General features: G+C 57.8%; 14 protein-coding genes. 11 read left to right on the top strand and 3 right to left on the bottom strand.

Annotated elements, in window-relative coordinates:
• Window positions 1-4: 4 nt before the first annotated feature.
• The 4 genes from kdpB to FD744_RS20900 are packed head-to-tail and all read left to right on the top strand — an operon-like array spanning window position 5 to window position 5,910.
• On the top strand, window positions 5-2,053 hold the full coding sequence (gene kdpB / locus FD744_RS20915; RefSeq protein WP_058960661.1) for a potassium-transporting ATPase subunit KdpB: 2,049 nt from the start codon (window positions 5-7) through the stop codon (window positions 2,051-2,053).
• A gap of 11 nt (window positions 2,054-2,064) precedes the next feature.
• Window positions 2,065-2,637, top strand: coding sequence for a potassium-transporting ATPase subunit KdpC (kdpC, locus tag FD744_RS20910; protein ID WP_034819833.1), 573 nt, complete (start codon window positions 2,065-2,067; stop codon window positions 2,635-2,637).
• 45 nt (window positions 2,638-2,682) lie between these two features.
• Window positions 2,683-5,358 carry a two-component system sensor histidine kinase KdpD gene (kdpD, locus tag FD744_RS20905; RefSeq protein WP_160869223.1) on the top strand — a complete coding sequence of 892 codons (2,676 nt, stop codon included), beginning with the start codon at window positions 2,683-2,685 and terminating at the stop codon, window positions 5,356-5,358.
• Window positions 5,359-5,412: 54 nt separating this feature from the next.
• A complete protein-coding gene (locus tag FD744_RS20900; protein WP_034819827.1) occupies window positions 5,413-5,910 on the top strand; it encodes a TIGR00645 family protein in 498 nt (165 codons plus the stop codon).
• 163 nt (window positions 5,911-6,073) lie between these two features.
• On the opposite strand, the gene FD744_RS20895 is transcribed toward FD744_RS20900, so the two are convergent.
• Complete coding sequence (locus FD744_RS20895; RefSeq protein WP_160869221.1) at window positions 6,074-7,003, bottom strand: LysR family transcriptional regulator; 930 nt, start codon at window positions 7,001-7,003, stop codon at window positions 6,074-6,076.
• Between the two features lie 92 nt (window positions 7,004-7,095).
• On the opposite strand from FD744_RS20895, the gene FD744_RS20890 reads away from it, so the two are divergent.
• The 4 genes from FD744_RS20890 to FD744_RS20875 all read left to right on the top strand — a co-directional run bounded on the left by FD744_RS20890 (window position 7,096) and on the right by FD744_RS20875 (window position 11,324).
• Window positions 7,096-8,304 (top strand): MFS transporter, encoded by a 1,209-nt coding sequence (locus FD744_RS20890; RefSeq protein WP_034819821.1) that lies wholly within the window; start codon window positions 7,096-7,098, stop codon window positions 8,302-8,304.
• A 53-nt stretch (window positions 8,305-8,357) separates the two neighbouring features.
• Window positions 8,358-9,707, top strand: a complete 1,350-nt coding sequence (locus tag FD744_RS20885) for a sodium:proton antiporter (RefSeq protein ID WP_160869219.1) — start codon at window positions 8,358-8,360, stop codon at window positions 9,705-9,707.
• Between the two features lie 26 nt (window positions 9,708-9,733).
• The gene (locus FD744_RS20880; protein ID WP_160869217.1) at window positions 9,734-10,081 is read left to right on the top strand and encodes a hypothetical protein; all 348 of its coding nucleotides are present in this window, start codon (window positions 9,734-9,736) and stop codon (window positions 10,079-10,081) included.
• Between the two features lie 397 nt (window positions 10,082-10,478).
• Entirely contained in the window at window positions 10,479-11,324 is an 846-nt protein-coding gene (locus FD744_RS20875) for an alpha/beta hydrolase (protein ID WP_097119413.1), read from the top strand.
• Window positions 11,325-11,444: 120 nt separating this feature from the next.
• On the opposite strand, the gene FD744_RS20870 is transcribed toward FD744_RS20875, so the two are convergent.
• Window positions 11,445-12,362, bottom strand: a complete 918-nt coding sequence (locus FD744_RS20870) for a bestrophin family protein (RefSeq protein WP_097119412.1) — start codon at window positions 12,360-12,362, stop codon at window positions 11,445-11,447.
• Window positions 12,363-12,615: 253 nt separating this feature from the next.
• Here FD744_RS20870 and FD744_RS20865 point away from each other — a divergent pair, with 253 nt between their 5' ends.
• Window positions 12,616-13,257: a hydrolase gene (locus tag FD744_RS20865; protein ID WP_034819796.1), complete on the top strand. Its 642-nt coding sequence runs from the start codon at window positions 12,616-12,618 to the stop codon at window positions 13,255-13,257.
• Window position 13,258: 1 nt separating this feature from the next.
• Here the strand turns inward: FD744_RS20865 and FD744_RS20860 are convergent, their stop codons facing one another.
• Entirely contained in the window at window positions 13,259-14,161 is a 903-nt protein-coding gene (locus tag FD744_RS20860; protein ID WP_160869215.1) for a LysR family transcriptional regulator, read from the bottom strand.
• A 95-nt stretch (window positions 14,162-14,256) separates the two neighbouring features.
• Between FD744_RS20860 and FD744_RS20855 the strand changes: the two genes are divergently transcribed.
• A complete protein-coding gene (locus FD744_RS20855; RefSeq protein WP_160869213.1) occupies window positions 14,257-15,078 on the top strand; it encodes an SDR family oxidoreductase in 822 nt (273 codons plus the stop codon).
• A gap of 134 nt (window positions 15,079-15,212) precedes the next feature.
• The gene (locus FD744_RS20850; protein WP_097119408.1) at window positions 15,213-16,229 is read left to right on the top strand and encodes an NAD(P)-dependent alcohol dehydrogenase; all 1,017 of its coding nucleotides are present in this window, start codon (window positions 15,213-15,215) and stop codon (window positions 16,227-16,229) included.
• Window positions 16,230-16,234: the final 5 nt, after the last annotated feature.

Raw genomic sequence — 16,234 nt, 5'->3', positions numbered from 1 at the left:
AATCATGAGTCGTCAACAACTGGCGCTGTTTGATGCAGCGCTGACGAAAACCGCGGTACTGGATGCGGTGAAGAAACTCGATCCGCGCGTGCAGTTTCGCAACCCGGTGATGTTCCTGGTGTGGCTCGGCAGCGTGCTGACCTCGCTGCTGGCCATCGGCATGCTGACAGGCCATCTGAGCGGCAACGCCGGGTTTACCGCCGGTGTCGCCATCTGGCTGTGGTTCACGGTGCTGTTTGCTAACTTCGCTGAAGCGCTGGCGGAAGGGCGCAGCAAAGCGCAAGCCAACAGCCTGAAAGGCATCAGCAAAACCAGCGATGCGAAAAAGCTGGCTGAGCCACGTCATGGCGCGCAGTGGCAGCCGGTAGCGGCAGACACCTTGCGTAAAGGCGACGTGGTGCTGGTGGAAGCGGGTGACATCATCCCGTGTGACGGCGAAGTGCTGGAAGGCGGCGCTTCCGTGGATGAGAGTGCGATTACCGGCGAATCGGCTCCGGTGATCCGTGAATCCGGCGGCGACTTCTCATCGGTAACGGGCGGCACGCGCATTCTGTCCGACTGGCTGGTGATCCAGTGCAGCGTCAATCCGGGCGAAACCTTCCTTGATCGCATGATTGCCATGGTCGAAGGTGCCAAACGTCGCAAAACGCCGAACGAGATCGCGCTGACTATTCTGCTGGTGTCGCTGACCATCGTGTTCCTGCTGGCGACGGCCACCCTGTGGCCGTTCTCGGCCTACGGCGGCACGCCGGTGAGCGTAACGGTGCTGGTGGCGCTGCTGGTGTGTCTGATTCCGACCACTATCGGCGGCTTGCTGTCGGCGATTGGCGTGGCGGGGATGAGCCGCATGCTCGGTGCAAACGTCATCGCCACCAGCGGTCGTGCGGTGGAAGCAGCGGGTGATGTCGATGTGCTGATGCTGGATAAGACCGGCACCATCACGCTGGGTAACCGCCAGGCGACGCAGTTTATGCCTGCGCCCGGCGTCACCGAGCAGCAGTTGGCGGATGCGGCGCAGTTGGCCTCGCTGGCGGATGAAACCCCGGAAGGGCGCAGCATCGTGGTGCTGGCGAAGCAGAAATTTAACCTGCGCGAACGCGATCTCAGCAGCATGGGCGCGAGTTTTATTCCGTTTTCGGCGCAAACGCGCATGAGCGGCGTCAACGTGCAGGATCGTCTGATTCGCAAAGGGGCTGTTGACGCGGTTCGCCGCCATATCGAAGCCAACAACGGCCGTTTCCCGGCAGAAGTGAACGCCAGCGTCGAAGAAGTGGCGCGCGCGGGTGGCACACCACTGGTGGTGGCCGAAGGCGCACAGGTGCTGGGCGTGGTGGCGCTAAAAGATATCGTCAAAGGCGGCATCAAAGAACGTTTTGCCGAGCTGCGCAAAATGGGCATCAAGACGGTGATGATTACCGGCGATAACCCGCTGACGGCGGCGGCCATCGCGGCAGAAGCGGGCGTGGATGATTTCCTCTCGGAAGCGACGCCGGAAGCCAAGCTGGCACTGATCCGCCAGTATCAGGCGGAAGGGCGTTTAGTGGCGATGACCGGCGACGGCACCAACGACGCCCCCGCGCTGGCGCAAGCGGACGTGGCAGTGGCGATGAACTCGGGCACGCAGGCGGCGAAAGAGGCTGGGAACATGGTCGATCTCGACTCCAACCCAACCAAACTGCTGGAAGTGGTGCACATCGGTAAACAGATGCTGATGACACGCGGTTCACTGACCACCTTCAGTATCGCCAATGATGTGGCGAAGTACTTTGCCATTATCCCGGCGGCGTTTGCGGCCACCTATCCGCAGCTCAATATGCTCAACGTGATGCATCTGCACTCACCGAACTCAGCGATTCTGTCGGCGGTCATTTTCAACGCGCTGGTGATTGTGTTCCTGATCCCGCTGGCGCTAAAAGGCGTGAGCTACCGACCGATGAGTGCTGCCGCGCTGTTGCGCCGCAACCTGTGGATTTACGGTGTCGGCGGATTAGTGGTGCCGTTTATCGGTATTAAAGCCATCGACCTGCTGCTGACGCTGTTTGGCCTGGTTTAAGGAGAAGAGAAATGAGTCAGTTACGTCCGGCTATTGTATTGTTAATACTGCTGACGCTGTTAACCGGCGCGGTCTATCCGCTGCTGACCACCGGCTTAGCGCAGTGGTGGTTTCCGTCACAGGCCAACGGTTCGTTGATTGAGCAGGATGGCGCGGAGCGCGGTTCCGATTTAATTGGCCAGGTGTTTACGCAGCCCGGCCATTTCTGGGGCCGCCCATCGGCGACCGGCGATGCGCCCTACAACGCATTGGCCTCCAGTGGCAGCAACCTGGCGGCGAGCAATCCGGCATTGGATAAAGCGGTGGCCGAGCGCGTGGCTGCCCTGCGCACCGCCAATCCACAGGCTCCAACTGCGGTACCGGTTGAGCTGGTGACCGCATCGGCGAGTGGGCTCGATCCGGATATTTCACCGGAAGCCGCATTGTGGCAGGCACCGCGTGTGGCGGCAGCGCGCAATATGGCGCTGAAGGATGTGGAAGCGCTGATTGCCCGTAACACTGAGCGTCCGCTGCTGCCGTTTATCGGTGAAGAGACGGTGAACGTGTTGCGGCTGAATATGGCGCTGGATGCGCTGCAGGGATAATTGATTGATAGCGCGATTTATCGCGCTTTTCTCGACGGATAACTGATGAACGATGAAATCACCCGCCCCGATCCCGATGCGCTGTTGCTGAATCACAGCGACAGCCATCGCGGTAAGCTGAAAATCTACTTTGGCGCCTGTGCGGGCGTGGGGAAAACCTTCGCCATGCTGCAGGAGGCTCAGCGTTTACGTGCGCAAGGCCTCGATGTGCTGGCGGGCGTGGTGGAAACCCACGGGCGTGAAGAAACCGCGGCGCTGCTCAATGGTCTGGCGGTATTGCCGCGTCGCGCCACCGGGCGTTCACGGCATGCCGAATTCGATCTTGATGCAGCACTGGCGCGTCATCCGGCGGTGATCCTGATGGACGAACTGGCACACACTAACGTACAGGGTTCGCGTCATCCCAAGCGCTGGCAGGACATCGAAGAGTTGCTGGAAGCGGGCATCGACGTGATCACCACCGTCAACGTGCAGCATCTGGAAAGCCTCAACGATGTGGTTGGTGGCGTGACCGGCATCCAGGTGCGAGAAACCGTGCCCGATCCGTTTTTCGATAGCGCCGATGAGGTGGTGCTGGTGGATCTGCCGCCGGACGATCTGCGTCAGCGGCTGAAAGAGGGCAAAGTCTACGTCGGCGATCGCGCCGAGCGCGCGATTGAAAACTTCTTCCGCAAAGGCAACCTGTTTGCTCTACGCGAACTGGCGCTGCGCCGCACCGCGGACCGCGTGGACGACCAGATGCGTGCCTGGCGGGATCAGCAGGGCCGCGACAAAGTCTGGCACACACGTGATGCCATTTTACTGTGCATCGGCGACGACACTGGCAGTGAAAAACTGGTGCGCACCGCCGCGCGTTTAGCCGCGCGCCTCGGCAGCGAGTGGCACGCAGTATACGTAGAAACGCCGCGTCTGAATCGCCTGCCGGAAGCGCGTCGTCGTGCCATTTTACGCACGCTGCAACTGGCCCAAGAGCTGGGTGCGGAAACCGCCACCCTGTCCGATCCCGATGAAGCCCGCGCCGTGCTGCGTTACGCGCGCGAGCATAATCTCGGCAAAATCGTCACCGGTCGTCAGCCGCAACGGCGCTGGCGGCGCGACAGTTTTGCCCAGCGTTTGGGCCAGCTTGGCCCAGACCTCGATTTGCTGGTGGTGGCACTGGACGAACCGGTGCGCGACGCGCCGCATCCGATGGGCGGTAAACAGGCCAACAGTGATAAGTGGCGGCTGCATCTGCGCGGCTGCCTGATGGCGATTGCGCTGTGTATTCTGGTGACGATCGTAGGTCGCTGGCTACTGGTGGAGTTCGATCCGGCCAACGGCGTGATGATTTATCTGTTAGCCGTGGTGTTAGTCGCGCTGCGCTTTGGCCGCTGGCCCTCGGTGTTTGCCACGGTGATCAACATCCTGGCTTTTGATCTGTTCTTTGTCGCCCCGACCGGCACCGTGGCGGTATCGGATTTGCAGTATCTGGTGACCTTCGCGGTGATGCTGGCGGTAGGGGTGATCGTCGGGAACCTGACAGCAGGCGTGCGCTATCAGGCTAAAGTCGCGCGCTATCGTGAACAGCGTGCGCGGCATTTGTATGAGATGGCAAAATCGCTCGGCAGCGCGCTCACGCCGCAGGATATCGCCGCCACCAGCCAGCGCGTGATTGATGTCACCTTGCAGGCACGCAGCCAGCTGCTGCTGCCGGATGAGCAGGGCGAGTTACAGGCGGTGGGTGAGAGCAGTATTGGTACGCCGCCCGATCTCGGCATCGCCAAATGGAGCTTTAGCAAAGCACAACCCGCCGGTGCAGGCACCGATACCTTGCCAGCGGTGCCGTACCAGATTTTGCCCTTAAAGAGCGGAAATCACTGCCGTGGACTGTTGGTGGTAGAGCCGGAAAATCTGCGCCAACTGATGATCCCGGAACAGCAGCGTTTAGTTGAAACTTTTACGGTGCTGATCGCCAACGCGCTGGAACGCATGGCGCTGTCGCAGAGTGAAGCGGCGTCTCGTTTGGCGGCAGAGCGTGAACAGCTGCGTAACGCACTGTTATCCGCGTTGTCGCATGACCTGCGCACGCCGCTGACGGTGCTGTTCGGTCAGGCGGAAATGCTGATGCTGGATTTGGCCGGCGATAACTCAAAATATGTCGGCCAGGCGAACCAGATTCGGGAACAAACGTTAAGCACCATTCGGCTGGTGAGCAATATGCTGGATATGGCACGTATTCAGTCTGGTGGACTCAACCTGCGCGAGGAGTGGGTGGCGCTGGATGAAGTGATTGGCGGGGCGCTGAGCAGTATGGGCCCCTCATTGAAAGGACACGATTTTGCACTCGATCTGCCGCCGGAACTGGTGCTGATCAAAGGCGACAGCGCGATGCTGGAGCGGGTGTTCACCAACCTGATCGAGAACAGCCTCAAATATGCCGGCAACGCCGCGCAGCACGGCATTCGCGCCTGGCGTGATAAAGAGCGGCTGGAGATTGCCGTCTGGGACAACGGTCCGGGCATCGCTGAAGAGAATATGACGCGCATTTTCGACAAGTTTGCGCGCGGCGATAAGGAGTCGGCGGTGCCGGGGGTCGGGCTCGGTCTGGCGATCAGTAAAACCATTATTGAATCCCATCGCGGGCGCATCTGGGCAGAAAATCGACCGCAAGGCGGCGCGGAGTTTCGCTTGTCGCTGCCGCTGCCGGTAGCGCCTGAAATTTCTGAAGAAGCGCTGAAATAACTTCACACAAGTTCGGTTATACTCGCCCACTTGTCTGTTGATTAATGGGAAATTATGGAACGTTTTATCGAGAACCTGATGTATTCATCGCGCTGGTTGCTGGCTCCGGTTTACATTGGACTTTCGCTGGGGCTGCTGGCGCTGACCGTTAAATTTTTCCAGGAAATTTTTCACCTGTTGCCCAACATACTCAGCATTGCTGAGAACGATCTGATTCTGCTGCTGCTGTCGCTGGTGGACATGACGCTGGTCGGCGGATTGCTGGTGATGGTGATGCTCTCTGGCTATGAGAACTTTGTTTCTAAGCTGGATATTGATGAGAACAAAGAGAAGCTGAGCTGGTTGGGCAAGATGGATTCCGGCTCGCTGAAGAACAAAGTCGCGGCTTCGATTGTAGCGATTTCATCGATCCACCTGCTGCGCATCTTTATGGATGCGCGCAATGTCGATGACAGCAAGCTGATGTGGTACGTGATTATCCACCTGACCTTTGTGCTGTCGGCCTTCGTGATGGGCTGGCTGGATAATATGTCGAAGGTCGAGAAGAAGTAGTTTCGTGTACGAGGTGCGCATCAATGCGCACCCTACGGAAATTCGCCCAACGCCTGAAAATCCGCCCATCCTCCCAGGAACTGCGCTTCCTACGAAAATCTGCACCATTTCCTCAAGGCACCCTTTAACGTGACGTCACCATATTGATATGGCGGCATTGTCTTCACCGCACCGGCTGTGTGCCCGCCAGTTTCGGCATCACCTCTCTGATCATCGCGAAAAACTGCCGCATACGAGCGGGATAATAGCTGGCCCACGGATAGGTCAGCCACACCGGCAGCGGCGGCGCTTGCCACTCGGGCACCAGCTGAATCAACTCTCCTTTCGCCAAATCCTCCTGTACTACCCACGACGACACAATCGCCGCACCCATGCCCGCCAGCGCGGCTTTGCGGATGGCGTATAAGCTGTCGCTGGCGAGGCGCGGGGCAATCGGCAGGTTCAACGGCTGTCCGTCACTCAAACGTTGTAACGCGAGTTCATTGCGGTAAAAGCTGGTCAGTGCCAGCCAAGGTAATTCGGTGAGCTGGCTGACATCCTCAATCGGCGCATGCAGTGCCAGCAGAGAAGGTGCGGCGACCACAAAGCGCGGCACTTCAGCCAGCAGAATCGCCACCAGCGAGGGATCGTTCACTGCACCGACCTGAATCGCGCAATCGACATTTTCGCTGATAAAGTCCGGCGTGCGATCATTGAGCATCCACTCCACCGTCAGGCGCGGGTAGCGCTGCAGGTAATCCACCAGCGGATCGATCAACTGGTCCTGGCCAAACGCATGGGGCGCACGCACGCGCAGTGTGCCAATCGGATCGTCACTGGAACCCGTTAGTTCATCTTCCAGCGCATGCCAGGTCGCCAGCAACTGCCGCGCCTGCGCATAACAACGCTCGCCGTCATCGGTGAGTTTCAATGCATGAGTCGTGCGCAGAATCAGCTTCAGTCCTAACCGCTGTTCCAGTGCCTGCAACCGGCGGCTGATGGTGGGTTGTGTCGTGCCCAACTGCGCAGCGGCGGCTGACAGCGATCCACTTTCGACAATACGAATAAAGGTCTGCATCAGTTCAATGCGGTCAATACTGGTTGGATTGCTCATACGCACCGTGCATAACAGTTCTGTGTTTGACGAGTCTACCGCGTATGGCCGCGACGCGCTTTAATAAGCGCACTTTCACGGGGGAATTCACTATGTCAGCCATTTCGCAATCTACTGCATTGCCAGCTGAAAAACTGCCAGCGCCGCTGGTGTTTACGCTTGCTGCAGGTGCCGGGCTTAGCGTGGCATCGATTTACTACAGCCAGCCGATGCTGGATATCATCAGCAAACAATTTAACGTCGGGATTGGTAGCGTCGGCATGGTGCCAATGCTGACCCAGGCGGGATATGCACTCGGTATTCTGCTGCTGGCACCGCTTGGTGACCGCCATGACCGCCGCACCATTATCCTGATTAAAGGACTGATGCTGGTCGCCGCGCTGTTGCTGTGTGGCTTCTCGGGCGGCATCAACGCGTTACTGATCGCCAGCTTTGTCACCGGCTTAACCGCGACCGTGGCACAGGACATCGTGCCTGCTTCGGCGGCACTCGCGCCAGAACGCAGTCGCGGTAAAACTGTTGGCACGGTGATGACCGGCTTGCTGGTCGGTATTCTGCTGTCACGCGTGGTGAGCGGCGTGGTGGCGGAGTATCTGGGCTGGCGCACCATGTACATGGTGGCGGCGGTGGCCGTGCTGCTGATTAGCCTCGCGCTGTGGCGCGTGCTGCCACGCTTTAAACCGGGCACCTCGGTGAGCTATCCGCGTCTGCTGCTGTCGCTGGCGCATTTGTGGCAACACCACCAGACGCTGCGCCGTGCCGCGCTGGCACAGGGTTTGCTGTCCGTAGGTTTCAGCGCCTTCTGGTCAACGCTGGCGCTGATGCTGAGTGAGCGCTTCCATTTTGACAGTGCGGTCGCGGGTGCATTTGGTCTGGCGGGTGCGGCTGGGGCCCTGGCGGCACCGCTGGCGGGAAGCGTGGCGGATCGCATCGGCCCTGCACGTGTCACCCAGTATGGTGCCACGCTGGTGATGGTGTCATTTGCGCTGATGTTCCTGCTGCCACTGTTACCGGTTCCGGCTCAGATTGGCCTGATCATCATCAGCACCATCGGCTTCGATTTGGGCGTGCAGGCCACGCTGGTGGCGCATCAGACGCTGGTCTACAGTCTGGCACCAGAAGCGCGTAGCCGACTGAATGCGCTGATGTTCACCGTGGTGTTTATTGGCATGGCGACCGGTGCGGCACTTGGAAGCCTGGCGCTGGCGCACTTTGGCTGGACCGGCGTGGTGGCGCTCTCCACACTTGCCGCTGCGCTTGCGTTGCTGATTCGTCTGGCGAGTCGTCACCTGAAAAACTGATCGTCAATCCTGTGCCAGGCTTAAGGGAGAATGTTATTTAAAAACGGAGCGTTATGAACTTCCTGGCCTGGACTGCCGCTACCGGTGGTCTGCTACTTCTTATGTCACTGGCCTCCGGATGGATCCATCGTGGGCCAGTGACTTCGTTTGGGCTCTACCTGCTTGCGGGCATCATGTGTGGCCCGTGGGTCTTCAATCTGCTGGAACTCGACATCCTCGGGCACGCCGAACTCGCCGCCCATCTCACCGAAATCGCCATGGCAGCCTCGCTGTTTATCACCGGACTTAAGTTACGTCTCCCGCTCAACGCACATGCCTGGCGTGTCGGCGTGCGATTGGCCTTTCCCGCGATGCTGCTTACCGTAGGCGGCATGACGCTGCTGGTGCATTGGATGACCGGCTTCGATTGGGCGATATCGCTGGCATTTGGTGCCATTGTGGCACCGACCGATCCCGTGCTGGCGAGTCTGATTTCCGTTAACGATGCGCGTGATGATGACGCGTTGCGCGTGGCGCTCTCCAGCGAAGCGGGAATGAACGATGGTTCGGCGCTACCGCTGTTGATGCTGGCGTTACTGCTGATGCAATCTGGCTCGCTGGATATCGGCCATCTGAGTGAATGGATGTTGAAAGATGGATTGTGGGCCATTGGTGGCGGGCTAGCGATTGGGTATCTAATGGGTCGCGTCATTGGCCATCTGGCAACCCATCTGCGCAGCGCGCATCAGGACACAGCGCCCAATGATTTTCTCGCGCTGGCGCTCATCGCGCTCAGTTATGCGGCGGCGCAGTCGCTGGAGGCCTCGGGCTTCCTGGCGACTTTTGCGGCTGGCGTGGGATTACGTCGTGCAGAACTGCGCGTGGTGAAGCACTATCCGCAGGAAGCGTTGTCAGAAGAGGAGCAATACCTGCCCGCAGAAGCCCGCGTCAATCCTAACCAACGGCTGGCACACGGTGGCAGCGGTATGGTGAAATCAGTGGGCCTGGTGGTCGGCGATGCGTTGTCATTTGGTGATACCATCGAGCGGTTGCTGGCCGCCGCGATGATGGTGGTGCTGGGAGTCACACTGGCGCAGCACTGGAATCTCACCGGCATTGGCCTCGCGCTGCTGCTGTTTGTGGTCGTGCGTCCGCTGGCGGTGTGGATCACCACCTGGCGCTGTGAGATACCGCTCATGCGCCGTCTGCTCATTGGCTGGCTGGGGATTCGCGGCATCGGCAGTATCAATTACATTGCTTATGCCTGGGTGCACGGCATGCGTGGCCCGCAGGCAGAGCAAATGGTGGATATGGCGTTGACGTTAGTGGTGTGCAGCATCGTGCTGCACGGCATCACGGTGACGCCGTTATTAAACTGGCGTGCCGCCCGTCAGGCGGCACGTGCGCAACATAATCAAAAGTGATTTTCTGGAAATTACTGGAGTCTGTTATGAAAGCCATATTAATCGCCCTCGTTGGGCTCTCGCTTTCCGCCCCTCTCTTCGCCGCTGACGGTGATAACACCAGCGAAGAGAATGTGTATGCCAGCCAGCTGTGCCATCTGGTGAGCACGGAAAAAAAGACCAGCGATCTGGATACCTATACCGCGAAAATGAAGTCTCAGCTGGCTGCCAGCCAGTCTTCTTCGGCGATGGATAAGACTGAATTCAATGAAGAAACGGCGCAGGAAGTGATCAGCGCCTGGATGGAACTGGGCGAGGATGAACGCACGCAGCTGCGCCATAATCAGCAGCAGTGCGAGCAAACAGTTATGACCCAATTCCAGCAACAGGATTAAATCCCCGTCATACTTCGAACTGTAGCGGCGTTGGCTGCGTTTGTTCGCCCCGGTCACTTACTGAAGTAAGCTCCCGGGGACTCACGCACTTGCCGCCTTGCCACAGCTCGAATTATTTAGGGGATTTCAGCGTCTAGCCAATTACGTGATCTCGAGTGTTCGCTTTCATGTAGCGGCAAAATTTTTGCGGATTCACTATAAAATAAGCGCCTTTATAGGCGCTTTTTCTATGGATCTTTTGTACAAAATGCGTACATAATCGCCAGCGTTGAAAGTTGACACGTATCACATAACGAGACGCAGCCCACAAGGCTGACATATTTTTCAATACTGGCTACAGGGCATGAAACTTACACGGCGTGGTTTTCTTCAAGCAACCGGGGCAACCGTCCTTTCGATGACCGCAGGCAAACTGTTTGCCCGTGATGACATCATCCCATTATGGCCTGATGATCCGCCAGGCGGTGGCGGACCGTCTGGGCTATTGAAAGTCAGTATGAATGGCTCCTGGACCAACATCGTATCTCCCGCGATTCAGCGTTTCCGTCCGGAAAATCCCAACGGCGAAGCGGTGATCGTGGCGGCTGGCGGTGGCTATCGCTTTATCGGCATGGGGCGTGAAGCCTGGCCGGTGGCGCGCTGGTTAAATGCCAACGGTTACACCGTGTACGTACTGAGTTACCGCTTGCCCGGAGAAAAGTGGCAGGCGGGTAATCTCGCGCCGCTGCAGGATGCGCAGCGTGCCATTCGTCTGGTGCGTTCTATGGAGAGTAAAGTGCATCTGCTCGGCTTCTCCGCTGGCGGACATCTGCTTGGCATGGCGGCCGCACGTCCTGATTTCGAAACCTATCCGGCGCAGGACCCGCTCGATCAAATCCGACCTACGGCCGATAGCGTTGGCCTGATCTATCCGGTCATCACCCTTGAAGCGCCGTATCAGAACACCAAGACGCACCTGATGATGGTAGGCGATCACGCGACACCCACTCAGGAAGCGAACTGGTCAGTGCAGAATTATGTCACCCGACAATATCCACCGACGTTCCTGGCGCAGGCGGAAGATGATCACACCTCCAATCCCCATAACACTGAAATGATGCGCGATGCCTGCCGTCGGATGCAGGTGCCAGTGGAGTTGATTGAGCTGAGCAGCGGTGGGCATGGCTTTGGTCTGGGGAAAGCGGGTACGCCTGCTGCGCTCTGGGATCAGGCGTATGTGCGCTGGCTGGATCTGCACAGTTAATCGGGCAAAAAAACGTATTATCCGAAGAGACGGACCACAAAAGTGCTCGCTATGTGGTCGGTCTGAGCTGTTAGCCATATGCCCGGCTGTGTTGTTATGCGCGCCAGGCAAATGGACGCTTTACGTCAGATTAAAATGCTCATCCGGCTGGCGCGGTTCCGGCAACGGGAAATCATTGTTCATCGCCTTCAAATTACGTTCGATATTCACGCACAGCGCATCCAGTGGCAGATGGTTGGGCGCAGTGCCGAACGGATCTTCCAGCTCTTCCGCCAGTGACTCCAGCGACAGGAAGGTGTACGAGATAAACACCGACACCAACGGCGTCATCAGATGCAAATCCGCCACCAGCGCAAACGGTAGCAGGGTACAGAACAGGTACACGGTGCGATGCAGAATCAGGCTGTAGGCAAACGGAATCGGCGTGCTGGCAAGGCGATCGCAGCCGCCCAGATAAGCCGACAGATGATTGAGATTGTCATCGATACTCTGCCAGACAATATCCGACACCAGACCCTCATCGCGCCGCTGCGCCAGCCATTCGCCCATGCATAACAACGTCTGTGAGGTCGGCATCGGATGGCTCAATACGGCACTGTGCCATTTCTCCGGCAGCAAGCGCGCCAGATCGGCCTGCGCATCGGTTTTACGCAGCCGATGTTTCATTGCCCAGCTAAATGCCAGCTGCAGCCCTACAAACTCCTGCACTTGCGCTTCACTGATGCCGCGAATGCATTTTATCTGGCGCAGCAGTGAGCGTTGCGTGATGTGCATATTGCCCCACAGCGTGCGCGCTTCAATAAAACGCGCATAGCTGGCGTTATTGCGGAAGCCAAGAAAGATGGCAATCGACACGCCAATCAAGCTGAACGGTGCAGTCGTGAGGTGAATGCCGAAAGTGGAGTACCACGGATAGCCGATAATGGCGATCACCGACATCAGCAGGTTGAGCGACAGGCGAAACACAATGCTAACCAGCACCGAGCCGTGCCAATCAAACAACCTGATGAACCAGTGTTGACGAGGACGTACGATCATTTTGCGATGGTGTTTTTTATGATTTTGTTGGCACAGGTTACGCCTGCTGATACACCGGAAGCAATGTGAAAAACAGCGCATTTGAGGCTGAAATTGCTGTGTTGAGTGTTAATTTATCTTTTTAAATCAGTCTTCTAAAAACAGTTTGAACAAGTTGTAAAATTCTTTGCGTTATCTCTTCGCGGCCCCTTTCTCTAAAGTTCATTCCAGCAGCACAACACACAAATTTAAAAACACTTTAGAGGAATACATCATGTCTAAACTCGACCTGCTCGACCCACAGAACTCAACTCTGATCTTTATCGACCACCAGCCGCAGATGGCTTTCGGCGTCGCCAATATTGATCGCCAGCAGCTCAAAAATAACACCGTCGCTTTGGCAAAAGCGGGCAAAGTTTTCGACGTGCCGGTGATTTATACCTCTGTAGAAACCGAAAGTTTTAGCGGCTACATCTGGCCAGAACTGCTGGCGGTGCACCCGGAATCGAAGCCGATTGAACGCACCTCAATGAACTCATGGGAAGATGCCAAATTCGTGGAAGCGGTGAAGAAAACCGGCCGTAAGAAATTGATTATTTCAGCGCTTTGGACGGAAGTTTGTCTGACTTTCCCGGCCCTGATGGCCTTGAAAGAGGGCTTTGAAGTGTACGTGGTGACCGATACTTCAGGCGGCACCAGCGTCGATGCTCACGAGCGTTCGATTCAGCGCATGGTGCAGGCCGGTGCGGTGCCGGTGACCTGGCAGCAAGTGTTGCTGGAGTACCAGCGCGACTGGTCACGTAAAGAGACTTATGACGCGGTGATGGATCTGGTGCGTGAGCACAGCGGCGCATACGGCATGGGCGTGGATTACGCTTACACCATGGTGCACAAAGCGCCACAGCGTCAGGCTTGAATTACGACTGGCGCGGCAGGCTGTTTTTCAGAGCATCGATAAACAGCCGCAGCGCCATCGACTGATGCTTGTTGGGCGGGAACCACAAGGCCAGACCTGCCGACTGCACCCGCCAGTCGGCGAGTAACTCCACTAACTGGCCGGATTGCAGCGCCGCTTCGGCGTAAAGCGATGGCACATAAGCAATGCCCAATCCGCTGATGGCCGCCCGGGTCATTAGCGCGTTATTATCTAACGTTATCGTGCCCGGTACATCCAGCTCACAGCGTTTCCCCGCATTCTCATACTCCCAGCGATAGCGTTTCCCGCTCGGCAGACGATGGCGAATGCACTGCTGCTGCAACAAATCCTGCGGCTGCTTGATGAGGGCGTGTGCGGCGAGATAGGCCGGTGAAGCCACGGTGATAAAATTCAGCGGGCCGCCCAGCGCAATCGCCACCATATCCTGCGGCACATCTTCAATCAGCCGAATGCCGGCATCAAACCCGGCGGCGGTGATATCCACCAGTTCACCCTGTGCGGCAAAATCGAGCTGAATATTCGGGTAATCGGCGCAAAATCCCGGCACCACTTTTTCCAGCAGGATGCTAATAGCCGCATCGCTGGCACTGATGCGTAAGGTGCCTGCGTGCTGCTGGCGGCGAGCGCTGACATCGTGCAGCACTTTATCCATTTCATTCAGTAGTGGAGCGAGGCGATCGATTAACTGTTGCCCGGCATCAGTGAGCGATACGCTGCGGGTCGTGCGCTGAAAAAGCTGTACCCCCAGATTCTGTTCCAGCGCTTTCACCAGATGGCTGAGTGAAGAGCGCTTCAGGCCGAGCATCTCAGCGGCACGGCGGAAGCTGCGCTGCTCGCCCAACGTTTTGATGGCCTGAAGTTCATGCCAGGAAGGTCTTCTCATTGGTGGTATTTCCTCACCAGGTCATGCGCGATTAGGGAGATTATGACCACCAGTAAAGCGATCTATCATCGGGTTTTCAACCGGAGGACGACAAAATGAAAACCTGGTTAATTACCGGTGCCAGCAGTGGGCTGGGCCGTTTGATGAGTGAAGATTTACTGGCACGTGGCGATCGCGTGCTGGCCTGCGTACGTCGCACTGAGGCAATGGCGGATCTGCAGGGGCAATATGGCGAACAGCTGCAGGTTATTGCGCTGGATTTGGCAAACACCGCCAGTATCGCACCCGCTATCGGCAAAGCCTTTGCTCAGGTGGAACGTGTTGATGTGGTGGTAAGTAATGCCGCCTATGGTCTGTTTGGCGCAGCGGAAGAGTTAAGTGATACGCAGATTGATCGCCAGATCGCCACCAATCTTACCGGCTCAATCCAGCTAATTCGTGCCGTGATTCCGCTGCTGCGCCAGCAGGGCGGCGGGCGCATCGCGCAGGTTTCCTCGGAAGGCGGGCAGGTGGCTTATCCCAACTTCAGCCTGTATCACGCCAGCAAGTGGGGCATCGAAGGATTTGTTGAAGCGGTACGCCAGGAAGTTGCCAGCTTTGGCATCGATTTCCTGCTGGTGGAGCCGGGTCCAACCGCCACTAACTTTGGTGCCGGGCTGGATATTGCTGAGGCGCAGGATGTTTATCGGGACACCGCCTCCGGTGAAGTGCGCCGCGCGATTATGTCTGGCGAGTTCGCGATCAAAGGCGATGCCGCGAAATCTGTCACCGCGATGATCGCCACGCTGGATCAACCCGCCATGCCGCTGCGTCTGGCATTGGGCAGCACGGCGTATGACAATATCGAAGCCACGCTGGAACGACGCCTGTCAGAGCTGCGTTTGCAGAAAGAGATAGCCTATCGTGCGGATGTGTAAAAGCTTTTCGCATAACCGCACGGAGTAACAGGCAGGGAAGCGGCATCGCTGCCAAACTTAGCGCACAAAAGAAGGCATGCACGTTTCGCAGCGGCATGCTTTGTATTGAGCGTTTTGCTAAGGAGAAAGTGGTTATGAAAGCGATGATCCTGAAACAACCCGGCGGTTTAGAGCACTTGCAGCTGGCGGATCTGCCCGATCCCGGTAAACCGGGCGCCGGAGAGATCCGCGTGGCGATCCATGCCACCTCACTTAACTTCCACGATTTGCTGGTGGCTAACGGATCGATCCCCACCGAGCAAGATCGCATTATGATGGCGGACGGTGCGGGCGTGGTCGAAGAGGTCGGTGCAGGCGTCACCGACTTTAATCCCGGCGACCATGTGGTGTCCTGTTTCTTCCCACAGTGGCAGGATGGGCTACCGTTTGCTCAGGTCGGCAATTTCACCCAGACACCCGGCGATGGAACAGACGGCTTTGCCGCCGAAGTGGTGGTGCGTCCTGCGCATCACTTTACCCTCGCACCGCGCGGCTGGCGGCATGCCGAAGCCGCGACGATTACCACATCTGGCCTGACGGCATGGCGCGCACTGGTAGGCGATGCGCAGATTAAATCGGGCGATACCATCGTCACGTTGGGCACCGGCGGCGTGTCGATTACTGCGCTGCAAATTGCCAAAGCGATGGGCGCACGAGTGATTGTCACATCTTCATCGGATGAGAAGCTGGCCAGAGCCAAAGAGCTGGGGGCCGATGCGGGCATCAACTATCGCACCACGCCGGAGTGGGGCAAAGCGGTACAGCAGCTGACTGAGGGCAAAGGCGCAGATGTGGTGATTGAACTGGGCGGGCCGGGCACCATGGCACAGTCGATTGAAGCGGTGCGCGTGGGCGGGCATATCGCGCTGATTGGTGTGCTGACTGGGTTCGAAGGCGTGATCCCGACCTCGCTATTGATGGCGAAGCAGGCGCGTATTCAGGGGTTGATTGTCGGCCATCGTCGTCAGCAGCAGGATTTCGTGCGCGCGTTAGAGCAAACTGGTATTCGCCCGGTAATCAGTGACAGTTATGGTGCGCTGAACGATCTGCCTGCGGCCTTCCAGCATCAGCAATCGGCGGGACACTTCGGCAAAATCACCGTGGAGTGGTAACGCGA

The organism is Pantoea sp. Taur (genome assembly GCF_009830025.1).
Taxonomy (GTDB): Bacteria; Pseudomonadota; Gammaproteobacteria; order Enterobacterales; family Enterobacteriaceae; genus Pantoea; species Pantoea communis.
Note: the sequence above shows the minus strand (reverse complement) of the source record. Positions and strands in the feature narration are given on the sequence as shown.